Here is a 20436-nt window from a genome sequence, read left to right on the forward strand (position 1 = left end):
ACACGCACCACAGTGGGCCGCCTTCCACCGCCGGACCCGTTGGCGCACCGCCGCCTTACCAGGACGAGCAAGCTGCGGCGGGGGCGCAGTCTGCCGGGCGCGGGTATCAGTACAGCGGGCCGCCGCCGGTTATTGCGGGGCCGCCTGGCGCGCTTTACCGGGGTGAGCAGGCGCCGGCGGGAGCGGCTGTGCCGGCACCTGCCCGTGAGGGGCGGGGGGTGTCGGATGGGGTGGTCGGTACTGAGGGCACCGGGGTGGCGGGTGCCGGGCGGGGATGGCACGTTCCCGAGACGGGGCGTTATCTGCCGCCTGGACGGGAGTCGGCCGGGCGGGGCGGGGTCCCGGTTGCGGCGGTCGTGGCGGCTGAGGGTGTTCTCGTCGCGGGGGTCGCGTTCGGGGTGCAGTCGGTGTGGCCGGTCTGGGGGGTGGTCGTGGTCGTCGCCGTGTGGGGGCTGGTGCTGCTGGCGCCGCTCGGGGCGGGACGCGTGTACGGGTACCGGGAGCCGCGCCGGGACGAGCGGGTGGAGCAGGCGTGGCGGGACGTCCAGCGGCGGGCCGGGGTGGGCGGGTACCGGGTGGTGGTCGTCGAGTCGGACGAGCTGAACGCCTGCGTGCCGTTCGGCCGGACGGTGGCGGTGACGTCGGCGTCGGCGCGTTCGCTGCCGCCGGGGCGGCTGGAGGCCGTCCTCGCGCATGAGCTGGGGCATCTGATGGGGTGGCGGGCGGTTCCGGCGTTCGTGCACGCGCAGGTCACGATGCCGAGCCGGGCGCTGCTGTGGATGCTGCGCAAGGTGTGGGCGCCGGTCGCGCCCATGTGGAAGCGGGCCGTGAAGTGGCATCGGCCGATCGGTTTCGTGCCGGTGCTCGTGCTGGGGGTGCTGGCCACCGCGGTCACGGTGGTGGTGGCCCTGCCGGCAGGCGTCGCTCATGCGGCGGCGTTGGGCGCGCGGGTCCTGGACGCGCGCGGGGAGGCACGGGCGGACGCGGCGGCGGTGCGGCTCGGGTTCGGTACCGAGCTGGTCGCGGTGGTGGAGGAGCGCATCGAGAAGGCCGCGGATGCGTTGCCGCTCCCCCTCGTCCGGCGGGCGCAGGGGTTGCGGCGGCGGCTCGGGTGATCAGGCCCGGCCGCCGAAGAGGGGTGGCGGTCCCTGGTCGCGGCCCGGCGGCGCGCCGGGGTTGCGCGGGGGCCCCGAGCGCGGGGGCGGGCCGGGGTCTGGTGGTAGGGGTGCGCGTGGGGGTGGGGGTGTCGGGGGTGTCGCCCATTGCGGGGGCGGGGCGGCCCACTGCGGGGGCTGCCTTGTCAGGGCGGTGGGGGCGGGGATGGCGCGCGGGGCGGGCGGGTCCGGGAGGGGGCCGGTGGTGACGCGGTCCAGCGTGATGATCGCCGGGTCGCACTCGACGGGGGTGACCGTGCGTCCGCCGCCGGGCGCCGATTGGACGAGCAGCAGCGCGTGGTCCGGGAGGTGCTGGAGGGTGACGGGCTCGACGACGTACTCGTAGACGCGCTGGCTGGTGTCCGCGTCGCTCCAGTTGGTGCCCTCGGCATAGGACGAGGCGGCCGACCAGTTGCGCGTGGTGGCGACGGCGGTGCCCTCGGTGTCGCTGCGGCTGGTGGCGCCGCCCCGGTTCCGGCCGCGCTGGCTGGAGGTGGAGCGGTCGGGGAACAGCCCGAACATCTCGCCGCCCGAGTGGGTGACGCCGGCGGAGCTGGACGTCCCCCAGTTGCGGGACGAGCCGGTCGTGCTGCTGGTGCTGCGGGTCTCCGAGTCGCCCTCGCCGCGGGTGTCGGTGGAGGTGTGCGACTCGTTCCCGCCGACGTTCTTCGTGATCTGCGACAGGACGAACCTGTGGTCGCGGCCGATGAAGTCGGCGGCGCGCGCGGCGTCCTCGTGGTTGCCGAGGCGCATGAACGCGACGGCGCCGCCGCCGATCAGCTCGGCGGACGTCTCGCGCAGCCGCCGGAACAGCAGGGTCAGCGGGACGCCGCGCCGCTCGCAGGCGTCCGAGAGCCGCTCCACATGGCGGCGGGCCAGCTCGTCCGCGCCGGCGACCACGAGGGCGGGCGTCGCCTCCCAGGACGCGGTGATCCGGTGCGTGACCCACTGGACGATCAGGTCGGTGAGCAGCTCGGACCGGACGTTGCGGGCCTGGCTGTCGAGCGCGATGCAGGTCAGGTAGCCCGGGCCCGCGGTGGACGGCTCCGTGCCGAGGTCCTCCAGGGGGTGGACGTACGACTCGATCCGCGACAGGTTCGCGTGGGCCTGGCGGCGGTACTCCACGGTGAACAGCTCGGTGCCGATGCGCCGCCGCTCGTCGCGGGTCAGGGCGTCACCGTCGTCGGGCTCGCCCATCAGGACGCGGAGGGCCGCGGCGATCCGGGCGAGGGTGATGTCGCCGCCGAGGGCGCCGCACACCTTGGTGAGGATGCGGTCGTCCATGCTGCGTTCGGCGCGGGCGGCGTCGGGACCGCCGCCGTGCATGGACTCCACGATCGCGTCGACGAGTTCCTGCGGCGACATGTCGCCGAGCAGGGTGGAGGAGGCTTGGCGGCTGGGCAGCAGCTGCTCGTCCACCCCCATCCAGGCGGCCCGGGACAGTTCGGCCAGTTCGCGGCTGACGACCTCCCGGGACAGGTCGAGCACCAGCAGCGGCTGGACGGCGAGGGTGGACGTCCCATAGGTGGTGAGCAGCGCCTCCCACGCCCACAGCGTCCCGCCGAAGACGTCCAGGCGGCGGCCGGGGCGCGGGGCGGCGCCCCACTCGGGCAGTTCGTCGAGCCGCGCGCGCTCTGCGGCTTCGTGGGCCTGCTTACGCGCCTGCCAGTGCCGCGCCTGCTCGTGGTAGCCGCCGGTGATCTGCTTCTGCGCCAGTTCGTAGGCCTTGCGCGCGCCGTCCCGTTGTTGGACGGCCCACCGCGTCAGCACCACGCCGGGGGTCACCGCGATGACGGCGAGCAGTAGCAGGGCAACAGTGAAGCTCGTGGACAGACCGGCGGCGATGGCGGCGAACAGCACCAGAACGCCCGCTATGGCGGCGCTGACCGGGAGCGTCCGGCTCACCCGGTGCCGGGCGGCGGCCTCGGTCTGGGCGACGCGGCGGGCCAGGTAGTCCGGCAGCGCCTGCTGCCGCGGCGGCGCGTCCGGGAACGGGGTGAGGAACCACCAGCGGTCCCGGAACACCCATCCGATGCGGGGGTCGGGGGTGAACAGCCGCTCGCGGCGCGACAGCGGCCCCCCGTGATCGACCGGTTCACCCCTCACGACGCCGAACCCCCGCTCTGCTCTCGGGTGCCGGGCCGCCACGCCTCCGGACCGCGGCGAGCGCGGTGGGCACGGTGGGCCCGGGGAGCAGGGCGAGCACGGCGATGCGCGAACAACCCAAGCAGATTGACACGGAACTTGTCAGGCCCTCCGGAGCAAATCGGCCTTCACAACGACACTCTTGCTCAATAGCCTGACTGCCCATGGCGGGGGCGGCGGAGATATGGGACGCGGTGCGCGGCCTGCCGGTGTGCAGGCTGCTGGAGGTGCCGCGCCCGGACCGGGCGGACGGCCGGGACGAGTGGCGTGACCAGCGGCTCGCCGCACTGGTGTCGGCCTACCACGCGGGCGGCGAGCCGGTGCTGGTCGGCTGGCGGCGGGTGGCGGCGTTCGGGCCCACCGAGGTGCTCGTCGGCGGGTCCGGGCTGATCGCCGACCGGGACGGCAGCGCGGCGACGCTGAGCCTGCCCGCGGGCGGGCGCGGCGTGCTGCTGCCGGGCGGCGCCGCCGCGGCCGCGATGCCGCACTGGGTCGGCATCGGCGGCATCGCCGACGGCCTGCTCGCCGACGACCCGGCCCGCGAGGAGCCCGCCAGGCCGTCCCTGGAGGACGGTCTGCTCTCGGTCTGGACGCAGCCGTTCGCCTGGCTGCTGGTGGCCGAACCGGTGGCCGCGTCCGAGGCCGGGCGCCTCGCCGACGACCTCGCCGACCGGCAGCAGCGCGCCCGGTCGATGGCGGAGCTGTCGCCGGAGGAGTCGGTCGCCGCCGTCCGGATGGAGCGGCGGCACCGCGAGCTGCGGCGGGCGGCGACGTCCGGGCTGTGGCGGGTGCGGCTGGCGGCCGGGGCGGCGACGCCGGCGGCGGCCGCGCGGGTGGCGGCGCTGGTGTGCGCGTCGGCGGACCTGACCGGGCTGCCGTACGCGCTGGTCCCGGGCGCGGACGGGCCGTTCGAGGCGAGCACGCAGTTGGTGGCGGCGCTGGCGCGGCCGCCCGTCCGGGAGGTCGCCGGGGTCCGGTTCGTGATGCGGCCGGAGTTCGACGTGACGCCCGAGTCGGCGGACGGGTCCGCCGCCGAGGGCGTCCCGCTGGGGCGGGTCCTGGACCGCGACCGCCGTGAGGTCGGGCCGCTGTCGCTGCCGCTGCCCAGCCTGAACCGGCACACGTTCGTGTGCGGCGCGACGGGCTCCGGCAAGTCGCAGACGATCCGGTCGCTGCTGACCGCCGCGTCGGCGGCGGGGCTGCCGTGGCTGGTGGTCGAGCCGGCGAAGGCGGAGTACCGGGCGATGGCGTCCCGGCTGGCCGCGGCGGGAACGGGCGCGGAGGTCGTGGCGATCCGGCCGGGCGACGCGGAGGCGATCGCGGCCGGGATCAACCCGCTCGAACCGGCCCTCGGCCCGGACGGACGGCCGTTCCCGCTGCAGACCCACGCCGACCTCGTCCGGGCGCTGTTCCTCGCCGCGTTCGAGGCCGACGAGCCGTTCCCGCAGGTCCTGTCGGCGGCGCTGACCCGCTGCTACGAGCGGCTCGGCTGGGACCTCGCGCTCGGCGAGCCCGCCGTGCCGGGGACGTCGCCGCGCTACCCGACGCTCGCCGACCTCCAGGCCGTCGCCGAGCAGGTCGTCACCGACATCGGCTACGGGCAGGAGATCACCGACAACGTGCGCGGGTTCATCCGGGTGCGGCTGTCCAGCCTGCGGCTCGGCACGACCGGGCGGTTCTTCGAGGGCGGCCACCCGATCGACTTCGACGCGCTGCTCGCCCGCAACGTCGTCTTCGAGATCGAGGACGTCGGCGACGACCGCGACAAGGCGTTCCTGATGGGCACCGTCCTGGTCCGGCTGGTGGAGCACCTGCGGCTGCGGCAGGGCGGCGGCGGTCCGGCGGGCCTGCGGCACCTGACGGTGTTCGAGGAGGCGCACCGGCTGCTGCGGCGCAGCGAGCAGGCGGGCCCGGCGGCGCACGCCGTGGAGACGTTCGCGAGCCTGCTGGCGGAGATCCGCGCCTACGGCGAGGGCCTCGTCGTGGCGGAGCAGATCCCGTCCAAGCTCGTCCCGGACGTCCTCAAGAACACCGCCGTGAAGATCGTGCACCGGCTGCCCGCGCGGGACGACCGGGACGCGGTCGGCGCGACCATGAACATCACCGAGGCGCAGTCGCAGTTCCTGGTCACGCTCACACCGGGCGAGGGCGCGGTGTTCACCGACGGCATGGACTTCCCGCACCTGGTGCGCGTCCCGGACGGCTCCCGGCTGGAGCGTCCGGACAGGCCCGTACCGCTCGCGTCGCCGGGCGTCCTGGTGACGCCCCGGAGCGGGACGTGCGGAGCCGACTGCCGCGACTCCCCCTGCACGCTGCGCGACATGCGCACCGCCCAGCGCGCCGTGGCCGAGCGTCCGGAACTGGTGCTGTGGGCGGAGCTGTCCGCCGCCGCGCACCTGACGGGCTGGGGCGCGCCGGGCCTCGACCCGTCGGTGCTGGACGGCCTGCCCCGGCGGCTCGCCGACTGCGCCGTCTCCCATGCGGTGGACGCCGCCGTCGCGTCCCGTACCGCGCCAGGCGCGCTGGCCGCCCATATGGTGGCGTCCCTCAACGGCAGCGCGTGCGCCGAAGACGAAGCCGTCTACTTCGCGGCTCCTTACCGGTGGTGCCTCGTCCTAGAAGAACTGCAGCAGGCGCACAAGATGGACCCTGGCGGCGCTCGTCACCGCCTTAGCAGCGAATGGGAGGCCCGCTACAAGCGGACCATTCCCGGTGGCACTCTCGCCGACCAACTCAACGCCGTCACAGCCTGGTGGGACCGCGACCAGCGCAACCTGGACGCGCGCGCCCTCGCGCTCTGGGGCACGGGTCAAACCGTTGAGAACGCGGTAGGAGCGGTGCGTACGGACGCCGATTGGGATGACCGTCTACGCGAGGCCGCCGCACCCCTGCGCAACGCCGACGGCATTCTCGGATCGTTCAGCTCGGGCGAAGAGAAGGCCGCTCATGCACCATGGAGCCATGGGGATCCTTGAGCAGGTCGCGCCGAACCTTATCGACGTCCTCCGCCGCGATGCCTGGTGGATGGGCTGGAACACGTTCCTGGCCTGGATCCCGGTCGGCCTGGCCTTCCTGCTCTTCCGCGGCCACCGCGTGTCCCGGTCGCCGTTCTGGTGGGCGGGGCTCGTGCTGTTCGTGCTGTTCCTGCCGAACGCCCCCTATGTCGTCACCGACCTGGTGCATCTCCGCAACGACATGCTGCTCGCCGACCGCGGCGGCCCGGTCGTCACGGCCGTCCTCCCCGTCTACGCGGTGCTCGTCGGCTCCGGATTCCTCGCGTACTACCTGGCGCTGTCCGCCGCGACGCGCCACCTCACCCGGCTCGGCCTCGGCGCGTGGAACGGCCGCGTCACCGTCGGCGCGCACGCGCTCTGCGCGATCGGCGTCTTCCTCGGCCGCTGGGCCCGGCTGAACAGCTGGGAACCGGTCGTGGACCCGCACGCCACCATCGAGCGGATCGTCGTCCAGCTGACCTGGACGTGGGCGCCGGTCCTGATCCTGGCGGTCTTCCTGGTCACCTGGATGTGCCATTTCATGACGAAGGCCATCGCCGAAGCCTCGTTCGACGCCACGCTGAAGAGCGCCCGGCGGCTCCGGGCGACGCGCACGTCCTGACCCCTGCCCGACTCCCGGCTCGGCGGCTCAGGCCGCGTAGTTGCGCAGGACGCGGAGGGCGTCGGCGGCGTGCGGGCCCTCGGCGGTCAGCGCGGTCTGCTCCGGGGTGAGGCGGCGGGCTCCGACGCGGCAGAACTCGGCGGCCGGACCCGTGATGCGGGACGGCGCGGCCGGGTCGCCGAACGTCCAGTGCGTCCCGTCCGGCGCGTTGAGGTCGCAGAAGACGGGCGCGTCCGGGAGCCCTTCAACGGAGAAGGCGTAGGGCAGCGTGCGGTGGGCGAGCCATGCGATGTGCCGGATCCGGTCTGTGTCGGGGTAGGGGACGCCCAGCGGGAGGGCGATGTCCTGGGCGTGGGCCCAGTGCTCGGCGATCCTCGTCGTGGCGAGCGTGCGCGGGGACAGCGGCGTCCGCACCCAGGACAGCCGCGTGCCCGGCGGCTGCGCGCGCAGGAAGTCGGCGGCGGCGAAGGCCGCCTTGCGCCAGCGCGCCAGCAGGTCGGCCGGCGCCGTGCCGCGCTCGGCGGCGACCATGTCGGCGACGACGCCGTCCACGGTCTTGGCGGCGTCGGGCGACAGGAAGGCGGTGGCCTCCCCGGCCGACGGGTCGCTGATCACTTCGTTGGTCTGCGCGAGGTGCAGGACGACGTCGGAGACGGTCCAGCCCTCGGCGTCGGACGGCCGGGCCCACTGCTCGGGGGCCAGCGCCGCCAGCATCGCGTCCAGCTGCCGGAACTCCGCGGTCAGGTCATCGAAGACGTCCGCCATCCCGCCACGATAACCGAACGAAATTCGGTCCGCCCGTCCACAGTCGGTCAGGCGAGCTTCCGGAGGAGGCCGCCCCGGCTCCCTTCGGTCAGGCCAGCTTCTCCAGCCGGTCGGCGGCCGCGGCGGCGCCTCCGGCGGAGGCGAAGGTGTCGCGGGCGGCCTCGGCGGCGGCGCGGTGCGGGCCGCCGTCCGCCAGCACGGCCGCGAGCGCCGCGCGCAGCTCGTCCGGCCGCGCGTCCTCGAAACCGACGGTGACGCCCGCGCCGGCGGCCTCCACCCGGCGCGCGAGGACGGGCTGGTCGGCCCGCACCGGCGCCACCACCAGCGGGCGGCCCTGCGCGAGCGACGCGCACACCGTCGCGTGGCCGCCGTGGCAGACGACGGCGGCGAGCCGTTCGAGGAGCCTGCCGCGTGGCACCCGCTCGCGGACGAGGACGTTCGGCGGCGGCTCGGGCACGATCCCCGGCGGCGCCTCGATGACGGCCTGCACGTCCAGGCCGCGGACGGCCTCGGCGGCGGCCCGCAGGAACCCGGTCGCGGACGGCCCGCCGATCCGGCCCAGGGAGACCAGGACGGCGGGCCGGCCGTCCAGCCACTCCCACGGGAACGCGCACGGCGCGGAGCGTCCCGGCGCGGGGCCGACGAACGCGAAGTGGTCCGGGAAGAACGAGGTGTCGCCGACGAGCGCGGAGGTGGCGAACACCAGCGTGAGGTGGTCGGAGAAGCGCAGGTCGATGAGGTCCTCGATGCCGTGGTCGAGCTGGAAGCCGCCGATGCGGTCGCGGACCTCCTCCTCGGCCTGCGGCATGGCGGCGAGCGGGCGGGTGAACTCGGCGGGCGAGGCCGCCGAGGTCGCCCACGGGATCTCGCGGTGCCGGGCCGCGACCGGCGCGGCCAGCACGAACTGGTCGGCGACCACCGCGTCCGGGCGGAAGCGGTCGGCGGCCTTCTCGACGCCCGGCATCATCGCGTCGCCGAGCGGGACGAGGAAGTCGTCCCACAGCAGGCGGAGCGCGTCGAGGCCGCGCCGCTCCAGCCAGCGGTCCCGCAGCGCCGTGCATTCGTCGCCGGCGGCGGAGAAGATGCGGGAGCCGGGCCGCAGCAGGGCCTCCAGGGACGGGCGGTGCCCCACCCAGGCGACCTTGTGGCCGCGCCGGCCGAGTTCGGCGGCGACCGCCGCCGCCGGGGCGACGTGGCCCGCCAGCGGCGGCATCGCGAACAGGAAGCGGCGCTCGGGTGTGCGCGCCCGCTGGATGCCCGGGTCCCCGAGGATGGACGGGACCTGGACGCGGCGGGCGCTCGCGCGGCGCTGGGTCATGCTCGGCTCTCCTCCATGTCGGGTCCGCCGGACGCGGTCGTCCAGGCGATGACGTGCCCGTCGAGTTCGCGTGTCGCCACCGTGGTGACCGTCCCGCCGGCGGCGATGAGGAGCCGTTCGGCGTCCGCGACGGTCACGACCAGTTCGGAGCCGTCCGCCGCCGCGCTCATCGACTGCAGCACCGCCTGCTTGGCGGCGCGTACCCGCGCGTTGTTCTCGTTCACGGCGAGCCCGATGCCGGCTTGGTCGTGCCCGGGCCGCACCAGGGCGACGCCCAGTTCGGCGGCTGAGGCGATCGAAACGGTCAGGGGTTCCTCGAAGGGCCCGGTCACGGTCGGCCCTTCATGGACGGTCAGTTCGGCCGGGAACAGGGGCCCGTGGCCGTTGCGCCAGAGGTGGTCCCTTACGGCGTCCTTGGCGGCGATGCGTCCGAGCAGCCACGGCCCCTGCGCGACCGGCGGGAGGGCCTCGTACTCGGCGCGCTCCCCCGCGCCGAGGTACTGGCGCATGAGGAGGTCGCGGGACGCGGTGCCGTCCCAGCGCTTGCGGGCCACGGTCCAGCCGCCCGGCTGGGGCTCCCCCGTTCCCGACACCTCCGGGGTGAACTTCATCCGCCAGAGCGCTTCGTCGGTGTAGAAGCGGTGGGTGGTCCATCCGTCGATGCGTCCCCACACCGTGCCGTTCTCGTGGAGCATCTCCGCCGAGCAGCGCATCGTCGTGTCGGTGAGGGACTGGTTCCAGATGGTCGTCTCCAGGCGCTCTCCAGGGGACGGCACGGGCCCGTACAGCAGGACCCGTTCGATCCCCACCGGGAACACCGTCTGGTTGGTGTCGCCGTACACCTGGATCCAGTGGGCGCAGAGCTGCCCTGCGCTGTCCAGGAGCGCGCCCGGCGTGGGCAGTGCGGTGAGGACGGCGTGCACACCGTCCTCTGCCAGAGCCGTGATCTCGCTGATGCCGCGGTAGAGCGGGCCGTGGAACATCCAGCGTTCTTCGTATAGCCGCTCTGCGGTGACGATGGGCGGGCCCTCGATGGTGAGCGGCGTGCGGTCGGGAACAGGCGGCAGCGGGTAGTGCTCGGCGAGCAGGACCGTCCCGTCCGCGTAGCCGGGGACATCGACCTTCACCCTGCGCACGCGGTCGCCGTCGTCGACGAGGTAGGCGCGGATGTCGGCGGTCGTCGGCGGCGCGGCGACGACCCACCGGATGGAGCGGACGTTCTCGAACCCGACGACGACCATGTCGGGCAGCAGTTCGCGCGCGGCGCCGGCCATCACCTCGGCCAGCGTCGCCAGCGGGACCATCGGCAGCCGGTCCGACATCTCCGGCCAGCCGGGCGCCTGCGCGACCAGGCAGTGGTCGGCCAGGAACGGCATCGCCTCGACGGAGAAGACCCGGGAGACGCTCAGCTCGGCGCCCGCCGGGGACGCCTCGCCCGCCGCGACCGGCGCCGGCGGCCCGGCGCCGAGCGCCTCCAGGACCGACTGCGCCCCGGTCGCCGCGTCGTTGAGCAGCGCCTCCAGTTCCGCGAGCACGGGGTCGTCGGCGGGCAGCGCCGGCACGCCCGGTGCCGGGCGGATCGGCTCCACCGCCCCGTCCAGCCTGACCAGCGGCGTCCCGAGGTCGAGCCGCATGCCGGTGGCCGGCGCGGGCGGCGGCGACGCGCCGTAGCCCTCCGCCCACAGCGCCGCGACGACCCGGCGCAGCTGCGCCATCCCGTCCCGTTTCGGCACGTTCACGGCCATCGCCAGGTGCTCGCGGTCGCCGAGCCGGTCGGCGACGAACCCCGGCAGCCCGCCGGGCCCGACCTGGACGAACGCCCGCACGTGCGCCGTCCCGTACAGCTCCTCGACCAGCTCGCTGAACCGCACGGGTTCGCGCAGGTGCCGGACGGCGAGGTCGCGGACCTCGTCCGCCGCGCGGGGGAACGGCGCCGCCGTGCACGCCGACCACAGCGGGACGCGCGGCGGGCGGATCTCCAGGCCCTCCAGCGAGTGCCGGACCTGCTTCTCCGACGCCTCCGCCAGCGGGGTGTGGAACCCCGCCCGGAACGGCAGCTCCTGCCCGAGCACGCCCTCGGACGCGAGCCGCCCGAGGACCTCGCGTACCGCCGCCTCCGGACCGCAGACCACCGACTGGTGCGGGCAGTTGTCATGGCTGACGAAGACCCCGGACACGGAGGCCCCGGACACGGAGGCCCCGGACACGGAGCTCCCGGACACGGAGGCCGCGGCCTCCTCCGCCTGCGCCGCCCCGCACCCGAGCACCGCGTACACGGCGTCGGGCCCGGCGGTGCCGTCGAGGTCGCGGACGAGCGCGGCCGCGTCGCACATCCCGGCGGCGGCCATCGCCGTCCACTCGCCGAGGCCGTGCCCCGCGACGACGTCCGGTTCGATGCCCAGCTCGGCGAGCGCGGCGGCCAGCAGCCGCCCGACGGCCATGGCGTCGGCGGCGCGGCCGAGCAGGTCGGCGCGGCCGGTCAGGTCGGGGGACGGCAGGCCGAAGTGCTCGGCGACGTCGTCCACGCGCGGGTCGAAGGCCGGTTCGAAGCCGGGGAACAGGAACGCCAGCCGCCCGCCGCCGGCGAGCAGCGGGCGCGGTGCGAACCACACGTCGCTGCGGCCCCGCCAGGCCGTCCCGCGCTGGACGACGGCGCGCGCCAGGTCGAGCCGGCGCGGCGTCGGGCCGACGATCGCGAGCCGGCACGGCAGGTCGGGGACGTCTCCGCAGTCCCGCGCGAGGAGGTCCTCGTCGGGGACGTTCAGCGCCTCGGCCAGCTCCTCGGGGGTGCGCGCGGCGAGGCGCAGCACCGCCTCGCCGTCCCCCGGCGCGGCGACCCTGCGCCGCCGGGCCCGCCGCGCGGCGGCCTGCGGCGGCTCCTGCAGCACCAGGTGCGCGTTGACGCCGCCGAACCCGAACGCGTTGACCACGGCCCGGCGCGGCCCGCCGCGCCGCTCCCACTCGGCGGCCTCCCGGACGAGCCGGAGCCGGCCGTCCGCCAGCGCCGGATGCGGGTCGTCCGCGTGCAGCGTCGGCGGCAGCACCCCGTCGCGCAGCGCGAACGCCGCCTTGATCAGCCCGGCGATCCCGGCGGCGGGCATCGCGTGCCCGATCATCGACTTGACGGTGCCGAGCCCGACCGGCGGGCCGTCCGCGCCGAGCACGCGGCGCAGCGTCGCCAGCTCCGCCTCGTCGCCCGCCGGGGACCCGGTGCCGTGCGCCTCGACGAGCCCGACCGCGCCGGGCTCCGCCGGGTCCAGGCCGGCGTCCCGCCAGGCGCGCTCGACCGCGAGGACCTGCCCGTCCACCAGCGGGCTCATGCCCCCGCCGGCGCGTCCGTCGCTGGACGACCCGGCGCCGAGGACCACGGCGTGGATCCGGTCGCCGTCCCGCTCGGCGTCGGGGAGCCGCTTGAGCAGCACCATCCCGGTGCCCTCGGCGAGGAGCGTCCCGTCGGCGGACCGGTCGAACGGGCGGATCGTCTCGCTCGGGCTCAGCGCGCGCAGCCGGCTGAACACGCTCCACACGGCGGCGTGGTGCGCGTGGTGCACGGCCCCCGCCAGCATCGCGTCGGCCTGCCCGCTGCGCAGCGCCCGCACGGCGTGCTCGATCGCCATCAGCGCCGACGCGCACGCCGCGTCCAAGGTGTAGGCGGGGCCGCGCAGGTCGAACGAGGCGGCGATGCGGGACGCGGCGAGGCTCGGCACCAGTCCGGCGGACGCGTCCGGGCCGTCCGGGCCGAGCCGGTCGCAGAACGCGCGGCGGATCTCCTCCAGCCGCGGCCGCCCGAGCTCGGGCACCAGCTCGGCGAGGATCCCGGCGACCTGGTGGGACGTCCTGACCCGCTGGTCGTGGCGGGCCGCGCCCGGCGCGAGGTAGCCGCCGCGCCCGACGACCACGCCGATCCGGGACCGGTCGGGCAGCCGGTCGCCGCCGCCCGCGTCCGCGATCGCGTCCCCGGCGGTGCGCAGCGCGAGCAGCTGGTCGGGCTCCATGCCCGGCACCGCCGCCGGCGCGATCCCGAACCGGGCCGGGTCGAAGGTGGCCACGTCGTCGACGAACCCGCCGCGCCGGCAGTAGAACCGGTCGCTCTCCGGGGCGCGGCCGTAGGCGTCGGGGTCGTAGTAGAGCGCGGGGTCCCAGCGGCCGGGCGGCACCTCGGTGATCGCGTCGAAGCCGGCCAGCACGTTGCGCCACAGCTCGGCGGCCGACCCGGCGCCGGGGAAAACCGCCCCCGCGCCGACGATCGCGATCGGCACCCGGTCCTCGCTCACCGGACGTCCCCGGTCAGCACCACGTGCGTCTCGTCGCCGTGCGCGATCTCGCGCACCAGCGCCCGCGCGCCGGCCTCCGGATCGAGCGGGGCGCCGGACGGCTCCGCGCCGTCGACCGCCCACGGCCCGAGGGAGGCGGCGAGCACCCGCCCCCGCAGCCGCCCGCGCCACACGTGCGCGAGCGTGCCGCACGCGTCGTCCGCCGCCGCGTCCCCCGCCCGGCCGCGCTCGCCGGTCACCCCGGCGAGGCCGCACAGGACGGCGAGGAACCCGACGTCCGGCCGCACCGCCTGGACCAGCGCCACCGCACCGTCCACCTTCACCTGGTAGGCCCGCTCCGGTGAATCGGCCGCCCCCGGGAGCGCGGCGCCGTGGACGACGCCGTCGAGGCGCCGATGGGTGAGGTGGACGTCCTCGACGACGCGCCGGACGGCCTGCGGGTCGTCCACCACGTGGTACCGGACGGACGCCGCACGCTCGCGCAGGTCGCCCAGCCGCAGATTCTCCTCCGCCGCGCCGCCCACCAGCTCGATGTGGCAGCCGCTCGTCCGGGCCAGCTCCAGGGCCACGCGCACGGTGACCTCGTGTTCGGCCCCCGTCAGCAGGACGACCCCGTCCCGCCCGAGGTCCAGGGCCGGGCCGTCGCCGAGCGGCTCCGCCGGCAGCAGTTCCAGCCCGTGCCGCAGGCCGTTCTCATGCCCCACCACGACCGGCGCCTCGGCGGTCAGCAGCTCCGCCATGACGCGCTGGGCGATCGCCCGCGGCGTCTCCTTGGTGTCCATGTCGACCGCCCGCACGAGCGCCTCGGGATGCTCCTCGGCGACCGTCCGGGCCAGGCCGCGCAGCCCCGCGCCGGGCGCCGGGTCACCGACGCCGCCGCCCCGGAACCGGTGCCCGAACGTCCCTCCGGCCCCGCTCGCGAGGACGAGCCACCGCAGCCCGCCGTCCAGGGCCCGCCGGATCCCCGCGAACGCCCCGGGCAGCACGCTCGCCGCACCCGGCCGCAGCGCCGCCAGATGGACGAGCCCGTCGCACGGCCCGTCGACGTCCGTCGGCGTCCGCACCTGCGCCCCGTGGCGTTCGAGCAGGTCGCCCAGTTCGAGGGCGATGCCGCAGCCGTCGTCCACAAGCAGGAACCGCCGCCCGGCGAGGACCGCCCCCGAATCCGGCGGCGCCGGCAGCGGATCGAGATCCACGACCCGCGGCACGCGCCGCACCACCTGCCGAGCGACCCGCCCCCCGGGCCGCGGCCAAACCTGCGTATCCACCCGCCGCATCCGCGGCACACCCACCTCCACCGCCGCCGACGCCCCATCGGGCCGGGGCACTGACGCGGACGGCGACGGCGCGAGCGAACCCCCAGCCACATCCGACGGCGACACCGCAGCCGCAGACGAGCCTCCCGGCACAAGCGGCGACACGTCCGGCCGAGGCGCGGGCGCAGACGGCGTCGCGGGCGCGGGTGAACCGGCAGGCGCGGACGGTGGTGCTGCCTCGGGCTGGGGCAGCACCGGAAGTACGGGCGGGCCCTCGGGCATGGGTGGCGGTTGTGCGTCTGGGTGAGTCGTTGGCGTGGGCGGTATTGCGGACGTGGAAGCGTCCGCAGAGGTGTCCGGCGCCGCATGGGAGCGTGGTGGCGGGGTGGCGGGGCCGCCGGAGAGGGCGGCCGTGCGGACGTGCGCGCTGGTCCGGGGGCGGGCCGGCGTGTCGTCGGCCGGGGCCGGGCGGGACGCGGGGACGGGGGCCGTCAGGTGGCGCAGGACGACGTCCCGCTGGGCGGCCAGGATCTCCCGGCTCGTGCGCAGGTACTCCAGCACCGCCGTGTCGGCCGGGGCGGGGCCCGGGACGCGCCGGGGCGGGCGGAGGGCGCCGTCCGGGTGGTCGCCGTCCGCGGTGCGGACGGAGTGACCGCCGACGATCCAGCCGGGCGCGGCGGGCACGCCGGTGAGGAGGCGGGCGCCGCGTCCGGCGAACAGCGGGAGCGGGTCGACCGGGACGCCGGCGGCGGCCAGTCCGGCGAGCGCGCGCAGCAGCGTCACCAGTCCGTTCTCGCCGGGGGCGGCGCAGCTCACCGCGGTGTGCGGGCGCTCGCCGAGGCTGGTGCCGACGAGGTCGGCGAGGGCGTGCCCGGCCACCACGAAGGTCCGGGCGCCGGCGTCGTACATCGCCTCGATCCGCGCGGCGGCGGGGACGGGCGGGGACGGGACCGCCGCCAGCTCGGACGGCTCCGTCTCGTAGGGGCGGCCGGTCGCGGCCGCCCAGACGGGGAACGCGGGCGAGCGCAGGTCGCGGCCGAGGAGGCCGCCCCGGGACGGGTCCGCGCCGATCTCGACCATGTCGGTGTCGTCGATGGCGCCGGCGGCGCAGAGCGCGGCGAGTTCGCCGCGGCCCTGCCCGGCGGCGAGGTCGGGGTGGACGCCGACGGCGGTCAGCAGCCGGTGGACGGCCAGGCCCGCGACGGCTGCGCCCGTGTCCCCGCCGGCGAGGCGCAGCAGGCGCTGGAGCCGGGGGAAGGCGACGAAGAGGCCGGCGGCCGCCCCCGGTGCGTGGGCGTCGTCCGCGTCGGGGAACAGGAACGCGACCTGGCCCGGGACCCCGGCCGCGATGTGGATGCCCGGCGCCGGGCGGAGTCGCGCGGCGAGCGCGAGCTTGGCGCGCAGGTCGTCCGGCCCGGTGGCGACGAAGGCTGCCTGCACCGGGCCGTCCAGGGAGGCGGCGGTGCGGGCGAGGTCGCGCATCCGGGGCGCGCCCTCGGCCAGGCGCGCCAGCCGGTCGGCCGCGGCGCGCGCGGCGGCGTGGTCGTCCCCCCGGATCAGGAACAGCTCGGCGGGCCATTCGGCGAGGCCCGACACCGGCTCGGGAGCGCCCTCGTAGCCCGCGAGGACGGCGTGGAAGTGCGCACCGCCGACCCCGGACCCGCCGACCCCGGCGAACCGCTCGGCGGGGCGGACCGCCCACGGCCGGGCACCGCCGCCGCCGTCCCCGGGCAGCACGCCGGTGTGCAGCGCGTACGCGGTCTTGATGAGCCCGGCGAGGCCGGCCGCGCACCTGGTGTGCCCGATCTGCGCCGAAACCGACCCGAGCGCGACCTGCCCGACCGACGAGCGGGCGACGCCCGCGCGCTCGTGGGCGCGGTCCATGGCCCGGCGCCGCCCGCCGGCCCCGGCGACCGACTTGACCACCGCGTAGATCCGGTCGCCGTCGCGTTCGGCGTCCGCCAGGCGCTTGAGGACGACGCACGCGACGCCCTCGCCGAGCACGACGCCCTCCCCGCCGTCCCCGGACGCGGGCAGCAGCCGGTCGAGGACGCCGTCGCGCAGGTCGGCGCCCCCGCACAGCACCATGGCGCTGGAGCCCGCGGCGAGGTCCTTGCAGGCGGCGTCGAGGGCCGCGAGGGACGTCGCCCCGACGGCGCAGGCCGTCCCGCCGAGGCCGAGCCGGCCGGCGATCCAGCCGGCGACCGCGCCGGTGCGGACGCCGTCGAGGGTCTCCCCCGCCGGGCGCGGGAGCTGCTCGTCCAGGCCGGGCGGCAGCTCGCCGAGGTAGGACGGGAGGATCGCGCGGAGCGCGTAGCCGGCGGCGAGGTCCCCGCCGCCCTCGGCGGCGAAGAACACCGAGGTCGCCGGCCGGTCGAACGGGCGGTCGGCGTAACCGGCGTCCCGCAGCGCGCGGGCCGCGACCTCCACCGACAGCAGGTGCATCGGGTCGATGCCGCCGATCTCGCCGGGGTCGATGCCGTGCGCGTCCGCGTCGAACGGGATGTCGGGGACGAGCCCGCCCCACTTCGACGGCGTCCCGTCGCCGGCCTGCGCGGCGCCGGCGACGACGTTCGCCCAGTACCGGTCGGCGCCGGGGGCGCCGGGGAAGACGCAGCCGATGCCGATGACCGCGATGTCGGCCGGGCGCGGCGCGGCCCGGGGCGCGTCGCGCGGCCCGATGCCGAGGGCGGCGGCCCGCGCCGCCAGGAAGCCGGTGGCGCCGGTCGTGACCTGCTCGTGCAGGGCGGCGATCCCGACCGGGGCGAACCGCAGCGCCGCCGCCTGCCCCATCGCGTACAGGCCCTCCTCCCGCTGCCGGGCTGCGCCGACCGGGGTGTCGAGCCGCAGGCCCCGGCTGGCGAGGTGCAGCCGCCCGAGGTTCAGCTTCTCCAGGCGCCGCCGCACCTCCCGCGGCGGCGTCCCGGCCTGCTCCAGCTCGCGGCGGGTCTGCTCGAACGTCTCGGTGTAGGGGGTGCGGGCGCAGCGGGCCGCCTGCCCGGGGGCCGTCTCCAGCAGGACGGTCTCCGTGCAGGCGAGCGCGACGTCCTGGTAGCCGGGCAGGATCGCGCCCGCCGCGACCGCCTCCGGCGTGAACAGGTACGCGGTGCCCATCAGGACGCGGACGTCGGCGCCGCGCTCGGCCAGCGGCCCGGCCATCGCGGCGGCCATCGCGGCGGACCGCGCGTCGTGCACGCCGCCCGCGAACATCACCGACAGCTCCGCGGCGTCGCCGCCGCCGCGGGCGAACGCCAGCAGCCGCTCGACCTGCGCGTCCCAGAGCGCGAGGCTCGCGTGCGGACCGGTCTGGCCGCCGCACTCGCCGCCCGCGAAGACGAACCTGCGCGCGCCCTCGTCGAGCAGGCGGCCGAGCGGTCCGGGCGACGGGACGGGCAGATACGCGGCGGTTCCGGCGGCCTCCAGGGCCGCGGCCTCCGCCGGGCTCCCGCCGCCGATGATCGCGTACGGGGGGCGGGCGTCGCCGATCGCGGCGAGCTGCTCGGCGCGCAGCTCCGGCGGCGTCCCCTCCAGCAGGCCGGCGCCCCAGGGCCGGCCGCCGAGCCGGTCGGCGGTCTCGCGCAGCAGCGCCCGCGCCCGCGCGCCGTCCAGCGGGCCGAGCGCGAGGAACGGCAGGCCGCCGTCCTGCGCGACCGCGCCCGCGAACGCCGACCCGTCGCTGACCTGCGCCATCGGCCCCTGCACGGCGACCGGTTCGGGGCGCGGGGCCAGCGGCTCGGCGCGGACGGCGGCCCGGATGTGCCGGACGACCTCCGCGCGGACGGCCTGGACCACTCCCCCGGCCGTCTTGTACCGGCCGGCGAGTGCCACTGCCACGCGGGCGACGCCGGCGGGAGCGGGGCCGGTCAGGTCCATCTCGCGGACGAGTGCGAGCTGCTCGTCGAGGACGACGCCGGCCGCGCCCCCGGCGACCGCCGCGGCCGCCGCGTGCGGTCCGAGGCCGCCGCCGGCGAGAACCGGGACGTTCGCGTCGGCGTCGGCCAGCAGCCGCTGAAGCAGCATGAACAGGGACGGCCCGGCGGGGTGCCCGGCGTCGCGCGCGATGATCCCGACCTCGTCGGTCAGGCCGCGTCCGACGCGGACGGCGTCGGCGGCCTCCGCCGGGTCCGCGACCTCGATCAGCAGGCGGCGGCCGCGGGCGAACCCGGCGATGTCGAGCCAGTCGTCCGACCGCAGCGCGGAGGCGTCCGTGATGACGGTGCCCGCCTCGGCCGGGACGTCGGCCGGGCGCACCGTGCACCCCGCCGGGACGCGGACGCCGAACGGGCCCGCCCACCAGCGGCGGACGTCGGCCAGCGCGGCGAGCGCGGGCGCCCGGTCGTGGCCGAGGGCCAGGACGCCCGTCCCGCCCGCGCGCGCCACGGCCACGGCGAGATGGGGACGGCCGGGCGGGGCGACCCCGATGATCTCCACGGGTGCCCGCGCTCCCCGCGCCGCGCCGTACTCGCCCGTGTCCGACGTCATGCAGTGCCCCCCGACATGCAGTGCCCCCCGACGTCCTTCTGCGGCTACAACGGTGCGCCACATTACGGTCGGCGACAGTTCGATCACCAAGGCGACACACCTGCGGGCGTGTTGATGGCGCCGCCGCAAAGGAGATTGGAACGTCCCTTGGTGTGCGGAAGACCCGCGATGCGCACGATCGGGCGATGGTTCCGGCCGGACGGCCCGCGAAAGGGCGGGGTCAGACGGTCAGCGCGGCGCGGGCGGCGCGCGGCGCGCGGATGCCGTGCCGGACGATGCCCTCGTCGAGCCACCGGTCGAGGTGCCGCCACGTCGTCGACCTGGCCGCGCGGCCGGTCAGCACGCCGAGATGGCCGCCGGGCGCGACCTCGACCCGCACCTGCGGCGCCCCGCACAGCAGCCCCGCGAGGGACCGGACGCCCCGGACCGGCGCGGCGAGGTCGCCGCGGCCCGCGATGGCCAGCACCGGCACGCCGACGCGTCCGAGATCCACCCGCCGCCCGCCGATCGGCACCTCGCCACGCGGCAGCGCGCCCTCACCGAGAAGGGACCGGTAAATGCGCCGCGCGGCACCACCCGGATGGGCGATCGCCAAATGCCGGAAATGATCCATCGCCTCGATCTGCGCGAGGAAATCGGCATTGCCGAGGTGGGTCAGCACGCTGAATTGGCGGAGCAGGTGGCGATCCAGGCCGGCGCGCTCTTCGGCGCACCGCTCGGCGTACCGCTCGGCGAGCCGCGCCGCGCCCGCGTCCACCGGCGCGGCGACCGCCGCGACCGACGCGATCGGCAGCGCGGGGTCGTCGGCGGCGGCCAGCAGCGCGAGGATCCCGCCCAGGCACCAGCCGACGAGCTGCACCGGCTGGCCGCCCGCGTCCCGGCTCACCGCCCGGACCGCGCCCGGCAGCACGTCCCGGACCCAGCCCTGGACGCCCAGGTCAGCGTCACCGGACCGGGCCGTCCCGGGGTCGAGCAGGTAGCTGAGGCGGCCCGCGCGGACGCTGTGCTCGGCGAGGCTGCACCCGCGGCGCAGGTCGAAGCACTGCGCCGGCACGGCCGGCGGCGGGACGAGCAGCACCGGCGGCCCGGCCGGCACCACCCCCTCCGGCGGCCGGTACCGGGACACCGTCCGGCCCGGCCCGTCGGCGACGGTCTCCGCCGGCATCGGGCGCAGATCGGCGACCCGCCCGGCGACCGCCAGCCGCAGGGCGGTGGACGCCGCGTCGCGCAGACCTCGCGGGGAAAGGATCATTTCGTCATTATCCATCCGCATTCGGCGATGCCGGCCGGAGCGCTTTGGCCCAAGGCGGCCCCGCCCCGTCCATGCCATTTCTACACTGGTCACCGCGCACCGGGAACATGGGGCTGTTAATCCTGCGTGAATTCGGCTTGACACCGGGGCCGGAGGTGGCCTCGTGAGAATCTCG

The 20436-nt window shown here is 76.6% G+C and carries 9 protein-coding genes; 3 read left to right on the forward strand and 6 right to left on the reverse strand.

Annotated elements, in window-relative coordinates:
* Positions 1–356 precede the first annotated feature (356 nt).
* Complete coding sequence (locus tag HUT06_RS44090) at positions 357–1115, forward strand: M48 family metalloprotease (RefSeq protein ID WP_217711908.1); 759 nt, start codon at positions 357–359, stop codon at positions 1113–1115.
* Here the strand turns inward: HUT06_RS44090 and HUT06_RS30360 are convergent, their stop codons facing one another.
* Complete coding sequence (locus HUT06_RS30360; protein WP_176198832.1) at positions 1116–3260, reverse strand: hypothetical protein; 2145 nt, start codon at positions 3258–3260, stop codon at positions 1116–1118.
* A 203-nt stretch (positions 3261–3463) separates the two neighbouring features.
* On the opposite strand from HUT06_RS30360, the gene HUT06_RS30365 reads away from it, so the two are divergent.
* Positions 3464–6274 carry an ATP-binding protein gene (locus HUT06_RS30365; RefSeq protein ID WP_176198833.1) on the forward strand — a complete coding sequence of 937 codons (2811 nt, stop codon included), beginning with the start codon at positions 3464–3466 and terminating at the stop codon, positions 6272–6274.
* A complete protein-coding gene (locus tag HUT06_RS30370; protein ID WP_176198834.1) occupies positions 6261–6914 on the forward strand; it encodes a DUF1361 domain-containing protein in 654 nt (217 codons plus the stop codon). Before HUT06_RS30365 ends, HUT06_RS30370 begins: the two co-directional genes overlap by 14 nt.
* Before the next feature lie 27 nt (positions 6915–6941).
* On the opposite strand, the gene HUT06_RS30375 is transcribed toward HUT06_RS30370, so the two are convergent.
* From HUT06_RS30375 to HUT06_RS30395, 5 genes are all read right to left on the reverse strand, one after another.
* Positions 6942–7679: a maleylpyruvate isomerase family mycothiol-dependent enzyme gene (locus HUT06_RS30375; protein ID WP_176198835.1), complete on the reverse strand. Its 738-nt coding sequence runs from the start codon at positions 7677–7679 to the stop codon at positions 6942–6944.
* 88 nt (positions 7680–7767) lie between these two features.
* Positions 7768–8997, reverse strand: coding sequence for a glycosyltransferase (locus HUT06_RS30380; protein ID WP_176198836.1), 1230 nt, complete (start codon positions 8995–8997; stop codon positions 7768–7770).
* Positions 8994–13271 carry a beta-ketoacyl synthase N-terminal-like domain-containing protein gene (locus HUT06_RS30385; RefSeq protein ID WP_176198837.1) on the reverse strand — a complete coding sequence of 1426 codons (4278 nt, stop codon included), beginning with the start codon at positions 13269–13271 and terminating at the stop codon, positions 8994–8996. The genes HUT06_RS30380 and HUT06_RS30385 overlap by 4 nt, the downstream gene beginning before the upstream one ends.
* The gene (locus HUT06_RS30390; RefSeq protein WP_176198838.1) at positions 13268–19009 is read right to left on the reverse strand and encodes a beta-ketoacyl synthase N-terminal-like domain-containing protein; all 5742 of its coding nucleotides are present in this window, start codon (positions 19007–19009) and stop codon (positions 13268–13270) included. Before HUT06_RS30390 ends, HUT06_RS30385 begins: the two co-directional genes overlap by 4 nt.
* A gap of 220 nt (positions 19010–19229) precedes the next feature.
* Entirely contained in the window at positions 19230–20261 is a 1032-nt protein-coding gene (locus HUT06_RS30395) for an alpha/beta fold hydrolase (protein WP_176198839.1), read from the reverse strand.
* Positions 20262–20436: the final 175 nt, after the last annotated feature.

The organism is Actinomadura sp. NAK00032 (genome assembly GCF_013364275.1).
GTDB lineage: Bacteria > Actinomycetota > Actinomycetes > Streptosporangiales > Streptosporangiaceae > Spirillospora.